Here is a 17,180-nt window from a genome sequence, read left to right on the forward strand (position 1 = left end):
GGCCGTGCGGCTGCTGGCCGTCGGCGTGGCAGGCTCGGCGGCAGGCGCCGGCGCTGCAGTCACGGGCGCCGCAACCGGGGCGGGTACCGGAGCCGGTGCGGGCGCCGCGGCGGCAGCCATGACGGGCTCCGGCATCGGCGCGCTCGCGGGCTTCGCGCTTTCGGTGACTGGCTTCGCCTGGGCAATCGGTGCATCCGCCTTCGGCACAACCGGGGCTGCCTGCGCGACCGGAGCAACCGGAGCAGTCTGCGCGACTGGTGCGACAGGTGCGACCGCCATGGCACGCGGCGCGGCAGCCGGCGGGCTGGCCGGACGCGGGCGTGCAACGGCCTGGCCGCCACCGCCCTGCCCGCCTGCCGGCGTGGCAGGCGCCGCCGACGGCCGGAAGGCCAGCATGCGCAACAGCGTCATCGTGAAGCCGGCGTACTCGTCCGGCGCCAGCGCAAGCTCGCTGCGGCCAAGGTTGGCGATCTGGTAGAAAAGCTGGATTTCCTGGGCGTCGAACTGGCCGGCCAGCCGGCGCACATCCCCGGCCTCGGGCCATTCGTCCTGCACCGACGCTGGCACGGCCTGCGCCAGCGCAATCTTGTGCAGCAGCGAGCCCAGGTCCTGCAGCGCGCCGGCAAACGACAGGCTGCGGTCGGCCATCGAGTCGGCAATACCAAGCATCGTGGCACCGTCCTCGGCGGCCAGCGCATCGAGCAACTGCACCAGGTAGCTTTGGTCAATCGCGCCCAGCATGCCGCGCACGGCTTCCTCTGACACCTGACCGGCGCTGTAGGCAATGGCCTGGTCGGTCAGCGACAGCGCATCGCGCATCGACCCATGGGCGGCCTGCGCCAGCAGGCGCAGCGCGCTGCCGTCGTGGCTGATGCCTTCCTGGCCCAAAATATGGTCCAGGTGCGACACGATATGTCCCGGCGGCATCTGCTTCAGGTTGAACTGCAGGCAGCGTGACAGGACGGTGACAGGAATCTTCTGCGGATCGGTCGTTGCCAGGATGAACTTGACGTGCCCGGGCGGCTCTTCCAGCGTCTTCAGCATCGCGTTGAAGGCGTGGTTGGTCAGCATATGCACTTCGTCGATCATGTAGACCTTGAAGCGGCCCACCGTCGGCGCGTAGACCGCCTTGTCGAGCAGCTGCGCCATCTCGTCGACGCCACGGTTCGACGCCGCGTCCATCTCGATATAGTCGACGAACCGCCCGCTATCGATCTCCTGGCAGGCCTTGCACTGTCCGCAGGGCTGGGCGGTGATGCCGCCATTGCCGTCCGGGCCGGTGCAATTGAGGGCCTTGGCCAGGATCCGGGACAACGTGGTCTTGCCGACACCGCGCGTACCGGTGAACAGATAGGCGTGATGCAGCCGTTGCTGTTCCAGCGCATGCGTGAGCGCGCGCACCACGTGCTCCTGGCCGACCAGCGTGGTGAAATCCCGTGGGCGCCATTTGCGCGCTAGAACTTGATAACTCATGGCGGCGATTGTAGCAAAAGGCGGACCTCAGCAATCGGGAACCGGCCCGGCAAACCCTGGCCGGCCGGCGCCCACAAAAAAGCCCCGCCTTGGGGCGGGGCTTCGTGTCACATCAGGCTGGCCGGCCGTCAGTGAATCACCATCTGCGTGAACGGATGCACATACGCCTGCAGCGTCACGAACAGGCCAACCAGGATCGCCAGCGCGATCGAGTGGAAGAACACGTAGCGCAGGATCTCGCCCTCGTGGCCGTACCACTTGGTGGCCGTGGACGCCACCACGATCGACTGCGCGTCGATCATCTTGCCCATCACGCCGCCGGAGCTGTTGGCGGCCGCCATCAGCGTCGGCGACAGGCCCAGCTGCTCGGCCGTGGTCTTCTGCAGGCCGCCGAACAGCACGTTCGACGCCGTGTCGGAGCCGGTCAGCGCCACACCCAGCCAGCCCAGCATCGTGCCGAACAGCGGGTACAGCACGCCGGTCTGGGCAAACGCCAGGCCCAGCGTGGCGTCCAGGCCCGAGTAGCGGGTCAGGTAGCCGATGCCGAACATCGCGCAGATCGTCAGCAGCGAATAGCGCACGAGCTTGATGGTTTCCCAGTATTCCTTGAACAGGCGCGGGATCGAGTAGCCCATCAGCAGGCCGCCCACCACCGCCGACACCAGGATGCCGGTACCTGCCATCGACAGCACGTTGAAGCTGAACACGGCACCTTCGGCGATTTCCTTCGGCACCACCGGCGGACCCTTGATGATGGCCTTGTCCAGGCCCGGGATCGGGTACTTCCACTGCCAGATGCCGTCCATCAGCTTCTTGAACTCGGGAACGCCCCAGACGAACACGAACACGGTCAGGATCACCCACGGCATCCATGCCTTCGCCACCGAGATGCCCACCGACGCGGCAGTAGCCCGGGCTTCGGCTTCCAGTGCTTCGGGATGGTCCACCTTCGAGTCGTCGTGGCGGCCCAGGATACGCGTGGACGTCCAGATTTCCTTCGGTTGCCAGATCTTCAGGAAGCCGGTCAGGCAGCCCATCGAGATCAGCGCCGAGATCACGTCCACCAGCCAGGGGCCGTGGAAGTTCGACACCAGGAACTGCGGCACCGCGAAGCTGACACCTGCCACCAGGATGGCCGGCCAGATCGCCAGCATGCCGCGGAAGCCCGCGAACGCCCAGATCAGCCAGAACGGCACCAGCACCGAGAAGAACGGCAGCTGGCGGCCGATCATCGCCGACAGCTGCACCTGGTCGATGCCCGTCACCGACGACAGGCCGATGATCGGCGCACCCAGCGCGCCAAAGGCCACCGGCGCCGTGTTGGCGATCAGTGCCAGGCCCGAGGCGGCCAGCGGCGAGAAGCCCAGGCCGATCAGGATGGCACCGGTCACGGCCACCGGCGTGCCGAAACCGGCCGCGCCTTCGAAGAATGCACCGAAGCTGAATGCCACCAGCAGCAGTTGCAGGCGCCGATCCTCGGTCACGCCGGAAATCGAGTTCTGCAACACCTTGAATGACCCGTTTATCGTGGTCAGCCGGTGCAGGAAGATGATATTGAGGACGATCCAGCCAATCGGGAACAAGCCGGACACGATGCCGAGCCCCGCCGCCTTGCCGGCCATGGCCGCCGGCATGCCGAACACGAACGACGCGACGACGATGCCCACCAGCAGCGCCAGGCCGGCCGCCAGGTGCGCCTGCATATGAAAGAACGCCAGCGCGGCAAGCAGCACGGCGACTGGAACCCCGGCAGCAATGGTCGAAAGCGCCATGCTGCCTAGCGGGTCATAGACTTGACTCCACACGATTGAATCCTCCTCTGGTTGATACGGCTGCCTGCCTCTGACGGGCCTGGACCTCCGGACGACATTTGCACCGCCGAGCGACGCAAGCGCCGCCCGCCGGACAGAAAGGGGATTGTAAGGACGGGTTCCCGGCTCACCGCCCAAAATCCGGTCATCGACCCGATGAGCCGGATTCAGGGATCAGGGTTTCTGCGGGGGCAGTCTGGCGCACCTCACATCCTCGCGCGCAGCGTACTCCTTAAAACGATCGTTCGATATAGGTATATGTGATGGAGGCGCGGCCCAAACTGGTGCACGGCTGTGCGTCGTGGGCCGCCCCTTGCCGGGAGATGCCGGATCAGCCGCACTCGCCCACGTAGCCGCAGTTGGCGCACTTGGCACAGCCATCCACCTTGTGTAGTGCGTGCGCACCACACTCGGGGCATGGCTTGCCTGTGCCGATCCCGGTCACGGCCGTGGCGGCCTGCGCGGGCGCCGCGGGCCGGGCCAGCACAACCGCCGCCTCGCCGCCATCGCGCCGGGCCAGCCGGGCCGCCAGCGCCACACCGGGCACCTGCCCCCCTTCGTCGTCCAGGAAGCCGCGCTTGATCAGGATGCGCTGCAGCGCGTAGCTCAGCGCCGCCACCTCGGAATCATGGAAGCGCGGCACCTCGGTACCGTCCTGCCGCACCACCGATCCATAGCGCACGGTGCCCTTGTCCCACACCACGTTGCGCATGTCGGCCAGCGCCTTGGCAATCGGACCGCCCGAGCGCGCCACCATCGACAGCAGCCGCATTGTCGACGTGATCCACTGCTGCCCCTCGGTGCGCTGGCCGGCCGGCATGAAGAACTCGATCGGCCGCTCGATCGTGACCGGCTGGCCGTCGACGGTGCCCGAGACGCGCATGAAATTCACGGTCAGGTAGACCGTCTTGTGGCCCTCGTAGGTCAGGTATTCCACCTTCGACGTCACGCCTTCGAGGTCGCCCAGGGGCCGGCTGCCAAACGGCCGCGTGAGCGGATCGTCGCCATTCTGCGAGCCCGGCGCCGCCGCCGCGGGCGCCTCGGCCGCCGGCGTCACCGACAGCACGGCGCCCAGCACCTGGTTTGGCCGGTAGGTGGCCAGCCCCTTCAGACCGGCCTTCCAGGCTTCCAGGTACAGGTTGCGGAATGCCTCGTACGGATAGTCCTCGGGCACGTTCACCGTCTTGCTGATGCTGGTGTCGATATACGGCTGCACGGCCTCCAGCATCCGCATATGATCCAGCGCCGACATCTGCAGCGCGGTGACGAAGCTGTCAGGCAGGCGGTCCATGTCGCCGCCCAGATGCCGATAGAGCCGCCAGGCGTGGTCGGCCACCTCGAACGTGCGGTAGCTGTCGTCCGGCATGCGCTTGCGGCGGTTGTACGTCCACGAGAACGCGGGCTCGATGCCGTTCGACGCGTTGTCGGCAAAGGCCAGCGTGATCGTGCCGGTCGGCGCGATCGACAGCAGGTGCGAGTTGCGCAGCCCGTGCGCGCGGATGGCGTCCTGCACGGCGTCCGGCAGGCGGCTGACGAAGCCACCGCGCAGGTAGGCATCGGCGTCGAACAACGGGAAGGCGCCCTTCTCGTCGGCCAGCTCCACCGACGCCAGGTAAGCATGGTCGCGCATCGATTCGGAAATCCGGCCCGCCAGCGCGCGTGCCGCGTCGGTGTCGTAGCGCAGCCCCAGCATGACCAGCGCGCTGCCCAGCCCCAGGAAGCCCAGCCCGATGCGGCGTTTGGCCTGCGCTTCGGCCTGCTGCTCGGGCAGCGGCCAGAACGTGACGTCGAGCACGTTGTCGAGCATGCGCGTGGACACCCGCACGACTTCGGCAAACGCGGCGAAATCGAAGCTGGCCTCGTCGGTGAACGGCTGGCGCACGAAACGCGTCAGGTTGATCGACCCCAGGCAGCAGCAGCCATACGACGGCAGCGGCTGCTCCGCACACGGATTGGTGGCCTCGATCGTCTCGCAGTAATAGAGGTTGTTGTCGGCGTTGATGCGCGACAGGAACAGGATGCCGGGCTCCGCATGGTCGTAGGTGGCCTGCATGACCTGGTCCCACAGCCGGCGCGCCGGCACGCGGCGATACACCCATTGGCCATCGTCGCGCCGGTAGGCGCCGGCCGCGATCACGTCCATGCCCGGCTCGGCCTCGTGCACCAGTTCGATCTCTTCGTCGGCCTCCACGGCCCGCATGAAGGCGTCGGTCACGCCAATCGAGATATTGAAGTTGGTGAGGTCGCCGCGATCCTTGGCGTGGATAAAGCTCTCGATATCGGGATGGTCGCAGCGCAGCACGCCCATCTGCGCCCCGCGCCGCGCGCCGGCCGACTCCACGGTGGCGCACGATGCATCGAACACCTTCATGAACGACACCGGCCCCGAGGCCCGCGAGTGCGTGGCACGCACCAGCGCGCCCCCGGGCCGGATCGCCGAGAAGTCATAGCCCACGCCGCCACCGCGCCGCATGGTCTCTGCGGCCTGCGCCACGGCGGTGTAGATGCTGGGCTTGCCGTCCCTGGCCTCGGACACCGAGTCGCCCACGGGCTGCACGAAGCAGTTGATCAGCGTGGCCTGGATGCCGGTGCCGGCGGCGGAATTGATGCGCCCGGCCGGCACGAAGCCGTTTTCCAGCGCCCAGAGAAAGCGCGCCGCCCAGGTGTCGCGGTGATCGGCCGGCTCGACTTCGGCCAGCGCGCGTGCCACGCGGCGGCGCACATCGTCGATGTCGCGCTCTTCGCCCTTGGCGTATTTTTCCTGAAGTACTTCGATGGAGATGTCTTGCGGCACGAGTGCGCCGCGGAGGATCTGGTCGTTTGCGTTCATGCCCCAACCTGTCTGGATGAAAAGTCGGCAGAAAATGCCGTCCGCCATGCTGACAGCATGGCCGCACGACACCCCGGTATCAGATCAAACTCCCGTCGAACAACCCTCGTAGAACAACGAAATTGGAAACGTTGTGCCAGGTTGGGTTACAATGCCGGTCGGACGGGCCTCCTCGCATGGCGGCGCGGTCAACCTGGTCAGGTCGGGAACGAAGCAGCCACAGCCGTTTTCCACCAGTGCCGAGGGTCAGGCTCGTCCCCCTTCTTCCTGCATTTCCCGTCTTCACGCGAAGTTCTTCGCGAAACATCCAAGAAATCAATGTCTTTCCTGCCCGGCAGCGGGAGACACGCGCTGGCGCGTGAATGGCGATTTTCCCCGCATCGTTCGTGCTATCCCAGCCCCAGCCCAGCCCCAGCGTCTCGCGCAGCGGGCCACGGAAGGGCGCACGCCCCTCGGGACCCACGTCTATTCTGCGCCTGTTTTCCGGATCAGAACAACGAACCCTGCTGCGTCGTGGCGATTGGGGCATTCGGCATCTGTACTGGGGTGCGCGACGGCGTCGCGGCACGCAGCGCGTCGGCATCGATCCAGGCCCCGGCGGCCGTTGCCACCCCGGCCTCGATGCGCTTGCCGGGGAAGATCGGCTGCACCGCCGCCACATAGCGCGCCAGCTGCGCGCCATAGGCCGCGTGCTCCTGCGGCAGCAGGCGCTGCTTGTAGTCGATGATCACCACGCGGTCTTCGAACTCCACCAGCCGGTCGATCCGCAGCAGGCGGCCCCGGCCATCGTAAAGCTCCACCTCGTTGCGCGCCGATACCGCGTCGGGCGCGAACAGCAACGGCCGCAGCGCTGGCGCCGACAGCATGGCGCGCAGGTCGGCCACCGCGGCTTCGGCCTGCCGTTGCCAGCGCTCGCGCGCCTGCGGCGCGCCTGCTCCGGCCAGCGGGAACCAGCGCATCACCGTGGCGGCGTCCGGCACCCCGGCATAGGCGTCCGGGTAGCGCGTCAGCCGCTCCAGCAGCGCATGGACCAGCTCGCCATGGGCGGCTGCCTCGGCGTCGAATACCGTGGCTTCGGCCTCGTCTTCGAAAGCACCTTCGGCTGAAGCCTCGGACTGCCCCTCGCCCACCAGGTCGCCCATCATGTCGCCCACCGCGTCCGCCGCATCGCGGTAGCGCAGCCGGAAATCCGTGTAGCGCACGCGCTCGCTGGCCGGGCTGAACGTGTCGGCGGCGGCGATATCGGCCTCGGGATAGGCCGCAACTTCGTCGCCAATGCCGGCCCCGGCCAGCCGCACATACCAGCTGCCGGCAATCTCGGCGCCATTGGCATCTTCCTTTGCGGCCTTGCTGGCGCGGCCCTTGACGCCGCTGACCAGCAGCCCCTGCTGCGCACGCGTCATCGCCACATACAGCAGGTTCCAGTTTTCGCGCTCGGCCAGTGCGGCTTCGGCCTCGAACATTGGTGCACGCGCCAGGCCGCGCTCGCTGCGCTTGCCGTACGCCGAGAAATGCCGCGGTGCGGGCGATGCGGGCGGCCAATCCACCAGGATGCCGCCACGATCCGCGGCGGGATCGCTGTGATTGGCGTCGAGCAGCACCACGAACGGCGCCTCCAGGCCCTTGGCCGCATGCACCGTCAGGATATGCACGGCGTCGAGCTGGCTGTCGACGGCATCGTCGGGCTCCGCCTCCGTGTCTTCCACGCCTTCGCCCATGCCGCCTTCGTCGGGACTTTCATCCTCGTCGCCGCGCCGGATCTCCTGCAGTTCGTCGATAAACTTCGGCAGGCTGGGGTAGCGGCCGCCATCGAGGTCCAGCGACAGCTTCAGGAAGGCATCCAGATTGGCCAGCACCTGCTCGCGGATGGCCGATGGCGCGGCTTCCGCGTAACGGCGGCGCACCTCGCCATGGTGATAGATATGGTCGATCAGGTCATGCACGGGCTTGTGCGGCGCCAGCGCCAGCCAGGCGCGCAGCCGTGCGATACCGCTGCGCAGCGCATCCGAGACATGCTCGGGCAGCCCGCTGGCGATGCGCGACCACCAGCCGCCCTCGCCTTCGATCGACGCCAGCAGGATCAGGTCGTCGTCGGTGGCGCCCACGATCGGGCTCTTGAGCACGTGCGCCAGGTCGAGATCGGATTCCGGGGTCATCAGGAACGCCAGCAGCGCGGAGATATCGAGCGCCTCGAGCGTGGTCAGCAGGCCGCCCCGGCGCGGGCTCAGGCACGGGATGCCGGCTTCGCGCAACGCGCGCTCGTAGTCGGGCAGATAGGTCTTGCGCCGCACCAGCAGGTGCATGTCGCGCCAGGTGGCGGGCCGCGACACATCGCCCTCGCGCACCGGCACCTGCTCGCGCAGGTAGTGCAGCCACGCGGCCACGCGACGGCCTTCCTCGAAGCGCAACGAATCTCCCTGCTGCACGCGCGGCTGGGTCAGCGTATCGCGATGGCCGTCGCCAGCAGGCGGCTCTTCGGTTGCTGCAGCCGCCTCATGCGCGCCATCGGCCCCGTCGGCATCCTCCTCCACCAGCGGCAACAGCCAGACCGGGCCTCCGGGGTCCTTCAGCGCCGTGGTCTGGGTTTCGTAGAGCGGATAGCGGCCGTCGGCGCGCGCGTGATCGAATACGGCGTTGACCCAGTCCAGCACTTCCGGGCGATTGCGCCGCGTGCGGTTGGTGCGCAGCACCGTGGCACGGAACTCTGCCTGCAGCATGTCGCGCGCGGCGTCGAACAGGCGCGCGTCCGCCCGGCGGAAGCGATAGATCGACTGCTTGGGATCCCCCACCAGGAATACGGTGGGCTTGTCCCCCAGGCCCTGGTAGCCGGCCAGCCAGCCCTGCAGGATGCGCCACTGCAACGGGTTGGTGTCCTGAAACTCGTCGAGCAGCAGATGGCGATAGCGCGCATCGAGCCGCACCTGCAGATACGTGGCGGTTTCCTCGTCGGCCATCAGGCGCGCGGCCAGCCATTCGAGATCGGCGAAATCCATCGCGCGCTGTTCGCCCTTGTAGCGCTGGTAGCGCTCCAGCAGCGCATCGCCCAGCCGGTAAAGCGCCAGGTTGATGGCCAGCACGGCGGCCTCGCAGCGGCGCGCGGCAAGGTCGTCGAGCCGCGCGCAATGATCGGCCACACGGTCGATCAGGTCTGCGGCACCGCCTTCGCCGCCGCAGACCTTGACCAGCGCCGAGGTGGCCTTCATCGCGCGCGGCTTGCCGGCATCGGTGAAGAACGCGGCGCGCAACTGGCCGAATGCCTGCGTGGCGGCATCGCCTGGCGCGGCACCGGCATCGCGCCAGGCCCGGATCGCGCGCAGGCCATCGACCAGCCGCGACGCGTGCGTCTGCTCGGTCTTGCCAGCCCGGCCAAGCGTCAGCGCCAGCTGGGCGCAGTCCTCGAGCCAGTCGTCGTCGGCCAGCGCTTCCACCAGTACGTCGGTGGTGGCGTCATCGCCAAGATCGGCGGCCAGCCGCTGCGCCGGATCGCCCGCATCACGAAATGCCCACCATTCGTTGCGCGCGTGGAACATGCGATCGAGCAGGCTGCGCGCCTGGAAATCGCCAATCGCATCGACCAGTTCCTCGTAGGCCTGGCGCAGGTCCGCATGCTGCGGATGGGCCAGCGCGCGCCAGAACGGCGCCCAGGCCTCGCGCTTCATGCGCAGCGCGTCTTCGCGCAGCGACGCGCCGGGCACGATGCCCGACGACAGCGGCGCGCCGCGCAGCAACGTGCCAAACCAGCCGTGGAACGTGTCGATGGCCATGCGTCCCGGCGACGCCAGCACCTGCGCATGCAGCTGGCGGGCGCGCGGCAGCGCGTCGCGTGCGGCATCGGGGGCCAGTCCGCGCATTTCGAGCTGGGCCAGTACGGCGTCGTCCGATCCGCTTGCCAGTTGCGACAGCACTTCCAGCAGGCGTTCGCGCATCTCCTCGGCAGCCTTGCGCGTGAACGTGATGGCAAGAATTTCGTGGGGCGCGGCGCCAGCCAGCAGCAGTCGCACCAGCCGCGCCACCAGCAGCCAGGTCTTGCCGCTGCCCGCACAGGCCTCGACCACCACGGAGCGTGCCGGGTCGCAGGCGGCCCGCGTGAAATCGGCCTCGCCCACGGGTTGACCATCGCGCAGATAGGCGTGGATGTCCTGGCTGGCGCTCATGTTCGAAGATCCGGCAAGGCGGTGGATTCCCAGAAGCCCTTGCGGCACAGGCCGCGCGCTTCGCAATAGGTACAGGCGGCGGCGTCGCCGAATGCGGGCAGCCTGGCGCCCTGCCGCAGACGGCCCACGTCCTGCCGCAACTGGCGCTCCAGCCACGTCACGGCGGCCTGGAATTCAGGCAGGTCGACTTCGCGCTGCGCACCGGGGGCGCTGTCGCGGCCGCCCTGCTTCACGCCTTCGAGCGACACCCAGCTGCCGGCCACGGCATCGGCACGCAACAGCCCGTAGAACGCGAGCTGGCAATCTTCCTCGGCATCGCCAACCTTGCGCCGCAGGCGGCTGGCGGGCTGGGTCTTGTAGTCGAGCACCGCGTGCGCGCCGTCCGGCCCCTTGTCGAGACGGTCGATACGGCCTGCCAGCCGCAGCGGCACGCCGTCGGGCATCGCCACATCGACGCCGGCATCCATTTCGCCGCCGCGCCAGTGCCAGCCCATTTCCTCGCGCGCGGCCTGCCAGGCCACATACGATGGCAGCACCTCGCACCAGCGGCGGTAGTAGCTGATCGCGTTGCCGTCCTCGGCCATCTGCTTGCCGAACACGGTGTCGGAGATCTGCTGCAGGCGTGCCAGCCGCCGCGCGTCGTCGCGCTCGTCGGCATCGTGGATTTCCTGGTGATATTGCAGCAACACGCGGTGCAGCAGGTTGCCGATATCGCGCTTTTCCAGGTCGTCGTTGAGGGCTTCGAGCCCGGCCAGGCCCAGCATGCGGCCCGCGAAGAACTGATACGGGCAGCGGCGCAGCATGTTGTACGCGGCCGCGCTCCAGCGGGCCGGCACGCGTTCCGGCGCCATCGGCGCGGGCATCTGGCCCGGCTGGGCAAAGGTGTCCAGCAGTTGCGGCGGCGCTCCGGCTTCGATCGGGGCCCCGGCACGCGCGCAGCAGGCGGACAGGCGCTCGATCCATCCCGACACATGATGCGGTTCGCCCCGGCTGCCGTAGCGTTGCCAGGTCAGCACCACGTCGTCGTTGTTGAGCAGCACCTCGGCCAGATCGCGCGCCTGCTGTGCAAAGCGTGCCTCGCGATCTTCCAGGCCCAGCTCGCGGCGCATCTGGTTCGAGAAGAACATCAGCTCGGCGGCGCTCGATGGCAGCTGGGCATCGTCGCAACCCACCACCACCACGCCGTCGAAGCGACGCATCCGCGCGCCGTTGAGCGGCAGGATCGTGATGCGCGACTGGCTTTGCGCCAGCGGTTCCTTGTAGGCCACCGTTTCGAGCAGCGCCGCCAGCATGGCGCGGAATTCCTGCTGGTTCAGCGTGGCATGGCTGCCGGTGTCGTCATCGGGCAGCTCGGCCAGCCGGGCCAGTGCATCGAGCAGTTGCCGGCCGGCGTCGTCGGCGGCCAGCGCGGGCCGCATCGCCAGTGCATCGAGCGTGGCATCGAGCCGTCCCAGCCAGACCGGCAGCGGCTGCTGGGCATGGCCGCGCGGCCATTCGGCGGCCTCGTCGGCCAGCATGGCGATCAGCCCCCGCGCGGCGGCACGCACCTGCAGCGTCGTATCGCTGGCCTCCATGGCCTCGGCATCGACCACAGTCGTGTCTTCGCGCTCGGCGAACAGGTGGCGCAGGCGCGCCCAGCCGCCGGTGATCGCATCACGCCGGATCTGCCGCTCCAGCAGCGCGATGGCTGCGCCACGGTGCGCGGCATCGGGCAGGCAGAACGGCGACTTCAGCAGGTCAAGCAAGGCGGCGGTGTCGCCATCGCGCACCAGCACGTCGAACCAGCGCATCAGCGCGGCCGCGGCGCGTGTGGTGGACAGCTTCCAGCCCGTTTCATCGCGTACCGGCGCTCCGGCGCGTGTCAGCAGTGCGCGCGTGCGGCGCGCCACCACGCGATCGTGCGCCACCAGGGCCACGTGCTTGCGGCCCTCGTTGAGCCATTGCACGAGCTGGGCCGCCGCCGCCGCGGCTTCGTCCTCGAAACGGGCGCTGCCGATGACCCGAACGCGCGGGCGCAGTTCGGGCAGCGTCTGGGGCAGCGCGGGCATCTGGGCATCGTTGGGGCGCCTGTCGCCCGCATGATTCCCCTCGGCCTCGCCGCCCGCCTCGTCCGGCGCCGCCGGTTCGGCACGGCGCGCCTCGGGCCACAGCGCCAGCAGCGTCTGGTACCAATCGGCATCGGCAGAGCCGTCGCCGGTCCAGTCGTAACCCGCTTCCAGCGTCGGCACCAGTTCGCCGGCCTGCTGCAGGAAGCTGGCTTCGATCGGTTCGGGCGGCGTCGGGCCAATCCACACAACCGGCCCTGCCACCTGCTGCGCCAGGCGCTGCAGCGCGCGGCGGCGGGCGGGCAAGGGGTCGTCCGGGCCCGACAGCATCTGCCAGAAGGCCAGCACGATCTGGGCCTCCTGGCCCAGAAAGCGTTCGGACAAATGGGCGTAGGTACGGTGCAGCGCACCCTGCAGCAGCGCGGCGCGATCGTCGCCGTCGATATCGTCATCCTCCCGGATGGCGGCGTCTTCGAGCCAGCGGGCGCTCAGTTCGTCGCTGATCGACAGCAGCGTCTGCGCCAACCCCCAGGCCGCGCCCTCGGTCTGCGCGCCGAATGCGGTGCGCAGCCAGTCCTGAGCGCGGATCGCCTGCTGCACGGCCAGCAGCCGCGCGGCGTGACTGCGCGCCGGCGCCGGTTCGGCATCGAGATCGGGAGGCAGGTCCAGCAGCCAGTGGCCCAGCGTCAGCACGCGTGGCAGCAGGCGCGGCTGCCCTGCGGCGCGTGCCGCGGCGTCCAGCGCCTGGCGCACGCCGGGAATCTGCGCAGCCGTGGGCACGACCACATGCGCGGCCGATGCGGCGGGGCCGCAGTGGTCAAGGAAATACCACGTCGCCGTGGCGGCCTGTTCGAGGAACGACGGGCCAGGAGGAAACGAAAGCCGGGTCATGGATGGCAGGGACCGATACGTATCAGCGATGCGGGGCGACCCGGGCGCCTCGGATGGCACGCGGTGGCGTCAGTTGCCGCCCCGGCCGCCGCCTTCGATGCGCGCACGCAGTTCGCGCGCGGTCTCCAGCAACCCCTCGTAGCCGGAGCGCGCATGCTCGGGCAGGTCGGGATCGCCAATCAGCGTGCCGAGCGTTTCCATCACGCTGTACACCAGCCCCTTGGCGGCGCCGGAGGCGATGCTTTCGGATTCGACGGCACGGTTCAGGTGTGCCAGCGCTTCGCTCAGGTGGTCCGCATCGGGGGAATCGGTATCGGGCTTGCGAGGATCGGGCGTCATGATCGATGGCCTATGTCGGAAGATGCAGGATTGGCGCATCCGGCCTGCCATTCTACGCGGTCGCGGATGCGATCCGTCCAAGTGCATTCTAGATCATGCCCGAGGCGATTTTCTACGGGAAATCCCCACCCTTCCGGGCACCGGGGGGTGCAAATACCTCCAATGAGGGATGCCGATTGAGCCAGCCTCTCGGGTCGATTGAAACTATCATCGGCAACGGAAGCCCGCGCGCGGCACAATGTGGATGTGACCGCCGCAAACGCCTTGTGGCACGCGGCGCGCGGTGGATGACTGCAGGGCTTGAAATCCGGCAAGCTGGTAACATATCGGCGTCAATGGCGGCGCGTGTCGCCACGCATTGCCGTCCGGCGACCCTGCACGATCTCGTGTAAGGTAGCGGTTCAGCCCCACGGCAGTTGCCCGCCTTCAACATAAACTGAGCGAAACCTGAGGTTCCCCGCCATGAGCGACCAAATCAAGTATGTGAGCGACGCATCGTTCGACACCGACGTGCTCAAGTCCGACAAGCCCGTGCTGCTGGACTTCTGGGCTGAGTGGTGCGGCCCCTGCAAGATGATTGCCCCGATCCTGGACGAAGTCGCGAAAGACTACGGCGACCGCGTGCAGATCGCCAAGATCAACGTGGACGAGAACCAGCAGGTACCGGCCAAGTTCGGCATCCGCGGCATCCCGACGCTGATCCTGTTCAAGAACGGTGAAGTCGTGGCCCAGAAGGTTGGCGCGCTGTCGAAGTCGCAGCTGACTTCGTTCCTGGACGCACAGGTCTAAGCCACCGACCTCCGGCCGGCGCGTTGTGCGCCGGCCCAGCATGATCCGGCCTCGCGTGCGCCAGTTCTGGCGCGCCGGCCGGTTTGTGCTAAGATGCGACCCAACAACTTCCCCGAGCGTTCGCTCATTCCTTCCCCCTCCTTAGGTCTTGCCCGTCCGGGCCCTTTCTGTACCCTTTGTCTATGCACCTGACAGAACTCAAATCGCTTCACGTGTCTGCGCTTCTCGAAATGGCGGCTACGCTCGAGATCGACAATGCACAACGGATGCGCAAACAGGAACTGATGTTTGCGATCCTGAAGAAGCGCGCCAAGATGGGCGAAACCATCTACGGAGACGGCACGCTGGAAGTTCTGCCCGATGGCTTCGGTTTCCTGCGCTCGCCGGAAACGTCGTACCTGGCCAGCACGGACGACATCTACATCAGCCCGTCGCAGATCCGCCGCTTCAACCTTCATACCGGCGACTCGATCGAAGGCGAAGTGCGTACGCCGAAGGACGGCGAACGCTACTTTGCGCTGGTCAAGGTGGACAAGGTCAACGGGCAGCCGCCCGAAGCGGTGAAGAACCGCATCATGTTCGAGAACCTGACGCCGCTGCATCCGAACCGGCCGCTCACGCTCGAACGCGACATCCGCGCCGAGGAAAACATCACCGGCCGGATCATCGACATGATCGCCCCGATCGGCCGCGGCCAGCGCGCGCTGCTGGTGGCATCGCCGAAGTCCGGCAAGACCGTGATGCTGCAGCATATCGCCCACGCGATTGCCAACAACCATCCGGAAGCCGACCTGTTCGTGCTGCTGATCGACGAGCGTCCGGAAGAAGTGACCGAAATGCAGCGCTCGGTGCGCGGCGAGGTGGTGGCTTCGACGTTCGACGAACCGGCCATCCGTCACGTGCAGGTGGCCGAAATGGTCATCGAGAAGGCCAAGCGCCTGGTGGAACTGAAGCGCGACGTGGTGATCCTGCTGGACTCGATCACGCGTCTGGCCCGCGCCTACAACACGGTGGTGCCGGCCTCGGGCAAGGTGCTGACCGGTGGTGTGGATGCCAACGCGCTGCAGCGCCCGAAGCGTTTCTTCGGTGCCGCGCGTAACCTGGAAGAAGGCGGTTCGCTGACCATCATCGCCACGGCGCTGATCGAAACCGGCAGCCGCATGGACGACGTGATCTACGAAGAGTTCAAGGGCACCGGCAACATGGAAGTGCACCTGGAACGCCGCCTGGCGGAAAAGCGTGTCTACCCGGCCATCAACCTGAACAAGTCGGGCACGCGCCGCGAGGAACTGCTGATCAAGCCGGAAATCCTCCAGAAGATCTGGATCCTGCGCAAGTTCATCTCGGACATGGACGAAGTCCAGGCGATGGAATTCATCCTGGACAAGATGAAGCCGACGAAGAACAACGCAGAGTTCTTCGACATGATGCGTCGCGGCGGCTGACATCGGGCAGTTGCCACCGGCATGAAAAGGCGTACCCTTCGGGTGCGCCTTTTTTCTTTTCCGCCCATACCGATTCCGCACCGATCCCGCGTTCAACATGTTCGGCAAACTGTCCAGCTACCTGCGCGCCCGGTCGCGCGAACGCAAGCTCGCGCACTACGCCATCCCGGACGACCTGTGGGACCGCACCGTCGCGGCGCTGCCGTTCGTCCGGCGCTATGGCCCCGACGACCTGGGCACCCTGCGCGAACTGGCCACGCTGTTCATCGCCAGCAAGGAATACTCGACCGCGCATGAGCTGGAACTGACCGACGAGATGGTGGTGGGCGTGGCGGTGCAGGCCTGCGTGCCGATCCTGAAGCTCGGCATCGAGTGGTACCGCGGCTGGCACGGCATCGTGCTGTATCCGGGCGAGTTCCTGATCCGCAAGACCGTCGAGGACGATATCGGCCTGGTGCACGGCGTCGAGGAGGAAGCCAGCGGCGAAGCCTGGGAGCATGGCCCCGTGATCCTGTCCTGGCAGGATGTGAACATGCCCGGATCGGGCATCGACAACGGCTCGGACTCGTATAACGTGGTCATCCATGAGTTCGCCCACAAGCTCGACATGCTCGACGGCGAGCCCGATGGCGTGCCGCCCTTCTCGCGCGTGCTGCATCCCGGCATCGATGCAGAACAATGGGCTGAGACCCTTCTCACTGAATACGATGCATTCGCCGATGCGTGCGAAGCCGTGCCCGATGTCACCTGGGACCACCCGGAACGGCTACCCCCGCGCCTGCGCGTCATCGATCCCTACGGCTGCGAAGCGCCGAGCGAGTTCTTCGCGGTGGCGTCCGAGTCATTTTTTGTCGATCCACGCGGGCTTCACCAGCACTGGCCTGTGCTCTATGGCGTGCTCCGGCAGTTCTACCGGCAGGATCCTGCCGCGAGTGGCGCATAGACCACCAACAATCGCGCTTCCGATGCATGCGAAATCGGGCCCCGGATTATTGCCCAGACCCTTGTTTTTCTGCCATAATCCAGGTTTGCCCGTTATCGGCAAGTGGTTCGCTCGTCGCAAGCAGGCTGCGGCACCACCGAGCGGACTGGCTACCCAACCTGAAAGGAAGCACCATGAAAGAAGGCATTCACCCGAATTATCGCGAAGTCCTGTTCCACGACGTGTCGAACGACTTCAAGTTCGTGACCCGCTCGACGATCCAGACCAAGGACACGATCGAACACGAAGGCAAGACCTACCCGCTGGCCAAGATCGAAGTGTCGTCGGAATCGCATCCGTTCTACACCGGCCAACAGAAGATCATGGACACGGCCGGCCGCGTCGAGAAGTTCCGTCAGAAGTTCGGCAGCAAGCTGGCCGCCAAGAAGTAATTGGCCGACGCTACCAAGCGACTGCGGCG

The 17,180-nt window shown here is 67.2% G+C and carries 10 protein-coding genes and 1 other RNA gene; 5 read left to right on the plus strand and 6 right to left on the minus strand.

Features of this window, described 5'->3' with window-relative positions; translation table 11 throughout:
* The 3 genes from A9J21_RS09170 to A9J21_RS09180 all read right to left on the minus strand — a co-directional run.
* Positions 1 to 1,473, minus strand: a 1,473-nt coding sequence (locus tag A9J21_RS09170) for a DNA polymerase III subunit gamma/tau (RefSeq protein WP_066734420.1), incomplete at its 3' end; no start/stop codon positions are given.
* Positions 1,474 to 1,601: 128 nt separating this feature from the next.
* Positions 1,602 to 3,278 carry an L-lactate permease gene (locus tag A9J21_RS09175; RefSeq protein ID WP_066734357.1) on the minus strand — a complete coding sequence of 559 codons (1,677 nt, stop codon included), beginning with the start codon at positions 3,276 to 3,278 and terminating at the stop codon, positions 1,602 to 1,604.
* A 337-nt stretch (positions 3,279 to 3,615) separates the two neighbouring features.
* Positions 3,616 to 6,114, minus strand: a complete 2,499-nt coding sequence (locus A9J21_RS09180) for an adenosylcobalamin-dependent ribonucleoside-diphosphate reductase (RefSeq protein ID WP_066734360.1) — start codon at positions 6,112 to 6,114, stop codon at positions 3,616 to 3,618.
* A gap of 161 nt (positions 6,115 to 6,275) precedes the next feature.
* On the opposite strand from A9J21_RS09180, the gene ffs reads away from it, so the two are divergent.
* Positions 6,276 to 6,374, plus strand: an RNA gene (gene ffs, locus A9J21_RS09185) — signal recognition particle sRNA small type.
* Positions 6,375 to 6,602: 228 nt separating this feature from the next.
* On the opposite strand, the gene A9J21_RS09190 is transcribed toward ffs, so the two are convergent.
* The 3 genes from A9J21_RS09190 to A9J21_RS09200 form a co-directional block, all read right to left on the minus strand.
* Positions 6,603 to 10,268: an exodeoxyribonuclease V subunit beta gene (locus tag A9J21_RS09190; RefSeq protein ID WP_066734363.1), complete on the minus strand. Its 3,666-nt coding sequence runs from the start codon at positions 10,266 to 10,268 to the stop codon at positions 6,603 to 6,605.
* Positions 10,265 to 13,204, minus strand: a complete 2,940-nt coding sequence (locus A9J21_RS09195; RefSeq protein ID WP_066734366.1) for a PD-(D/E)XK nuclease family protein — start codon at positions 13,202 to 13,204, stop codon at positions 10,265 to 10,267. The genes A9J21_RS09190 and A9J21_RS09195 overlap by 4 nt, the downstream gene beginning before the upstream one ends.
* Positions 13,205 to 13,273: 69 nt before the next feature.
* The gene (locus A9J21_RS09200) at positions 13,274 to 13,543 is read right to left on the minus strand and encodes a hypothetical protein (protein WP_066734369.1); all 270 of its coding nucleotides are present in this window, start codon (positions 13,541 to 13,543) and stop codon (positions 13,274 to 13,276) included.
* A gap of 462 nt (positions 13,544 to 14,005) precedes the next feature.
* Between A9J21_RS09200 and trxA the strand changes: the two genes are divergently transcribed.
* From trxA to A9J21_RS09220, 4 genes are all read left to right on the plus strand, one after another.
* Positions 14,006 to 14,332, plus strand: coding sequence for a thioredoxin TrxA (gene trxA / locus A9J21_RS09205; RefSeq protein ID WP_066734371.1), 327 nt, complete (start codon positions 14,006 to 14,008; stop codon positions 14,330 to 14,332).
* A 182-nt stretch (positions 14,333 to 14,514) separates the two neighbouring features.
* Positions 14,515 to 15,777: a transcription termination factor Rho gene (gene rho / locus A9J21_RS09210; protein ID WP_066734373.1), complete on the plus strand. Its 1,263-nt coding sequence runs from the start codon at positions 14,515 to 14,517 to the stop codon at positions 15,775 to 15,777.
* Positions 15,778 to 15,874: 97 nt separating this feature from the next.
* Positions 15,875 to 16,720 (plus strand): M90 family metallopeptidase, encoded by an 846-nt coding sequence (locus A9J21_RS09215; RefSeq protein ID WP_066734375.1) that lies wholly within the window; start codon positions 15,875 to 15,877, stop codon positions 16,718 to 16,720.
* A 173-nt stretch (positions 16,721 to 16,893) separates the two neighbouring features.
* A complete protein-coding gene (locus tag A9J21_RS09220; protein WP_061959698.1) occupies positions 16,894 to 17,151 on the plus strand; it encodes a type B 50S ribosomal protein L31 in 258 nt (85 codons plus the stop codon).
* Positions 17,152 to 17,180 lie beyond the last annotated feature (29 nt).

It is taken from the genome of Cupriavidus sp. D384 (genome assembly GCF_001652915.1).
In the GTDB taxonomy this organism is placed as follows: domain Bacteria; phylum Pseudomonadota; class Gammaproteobacteria; order Burkholderiales; family Burkholderiaceae; genus Cupriavidus.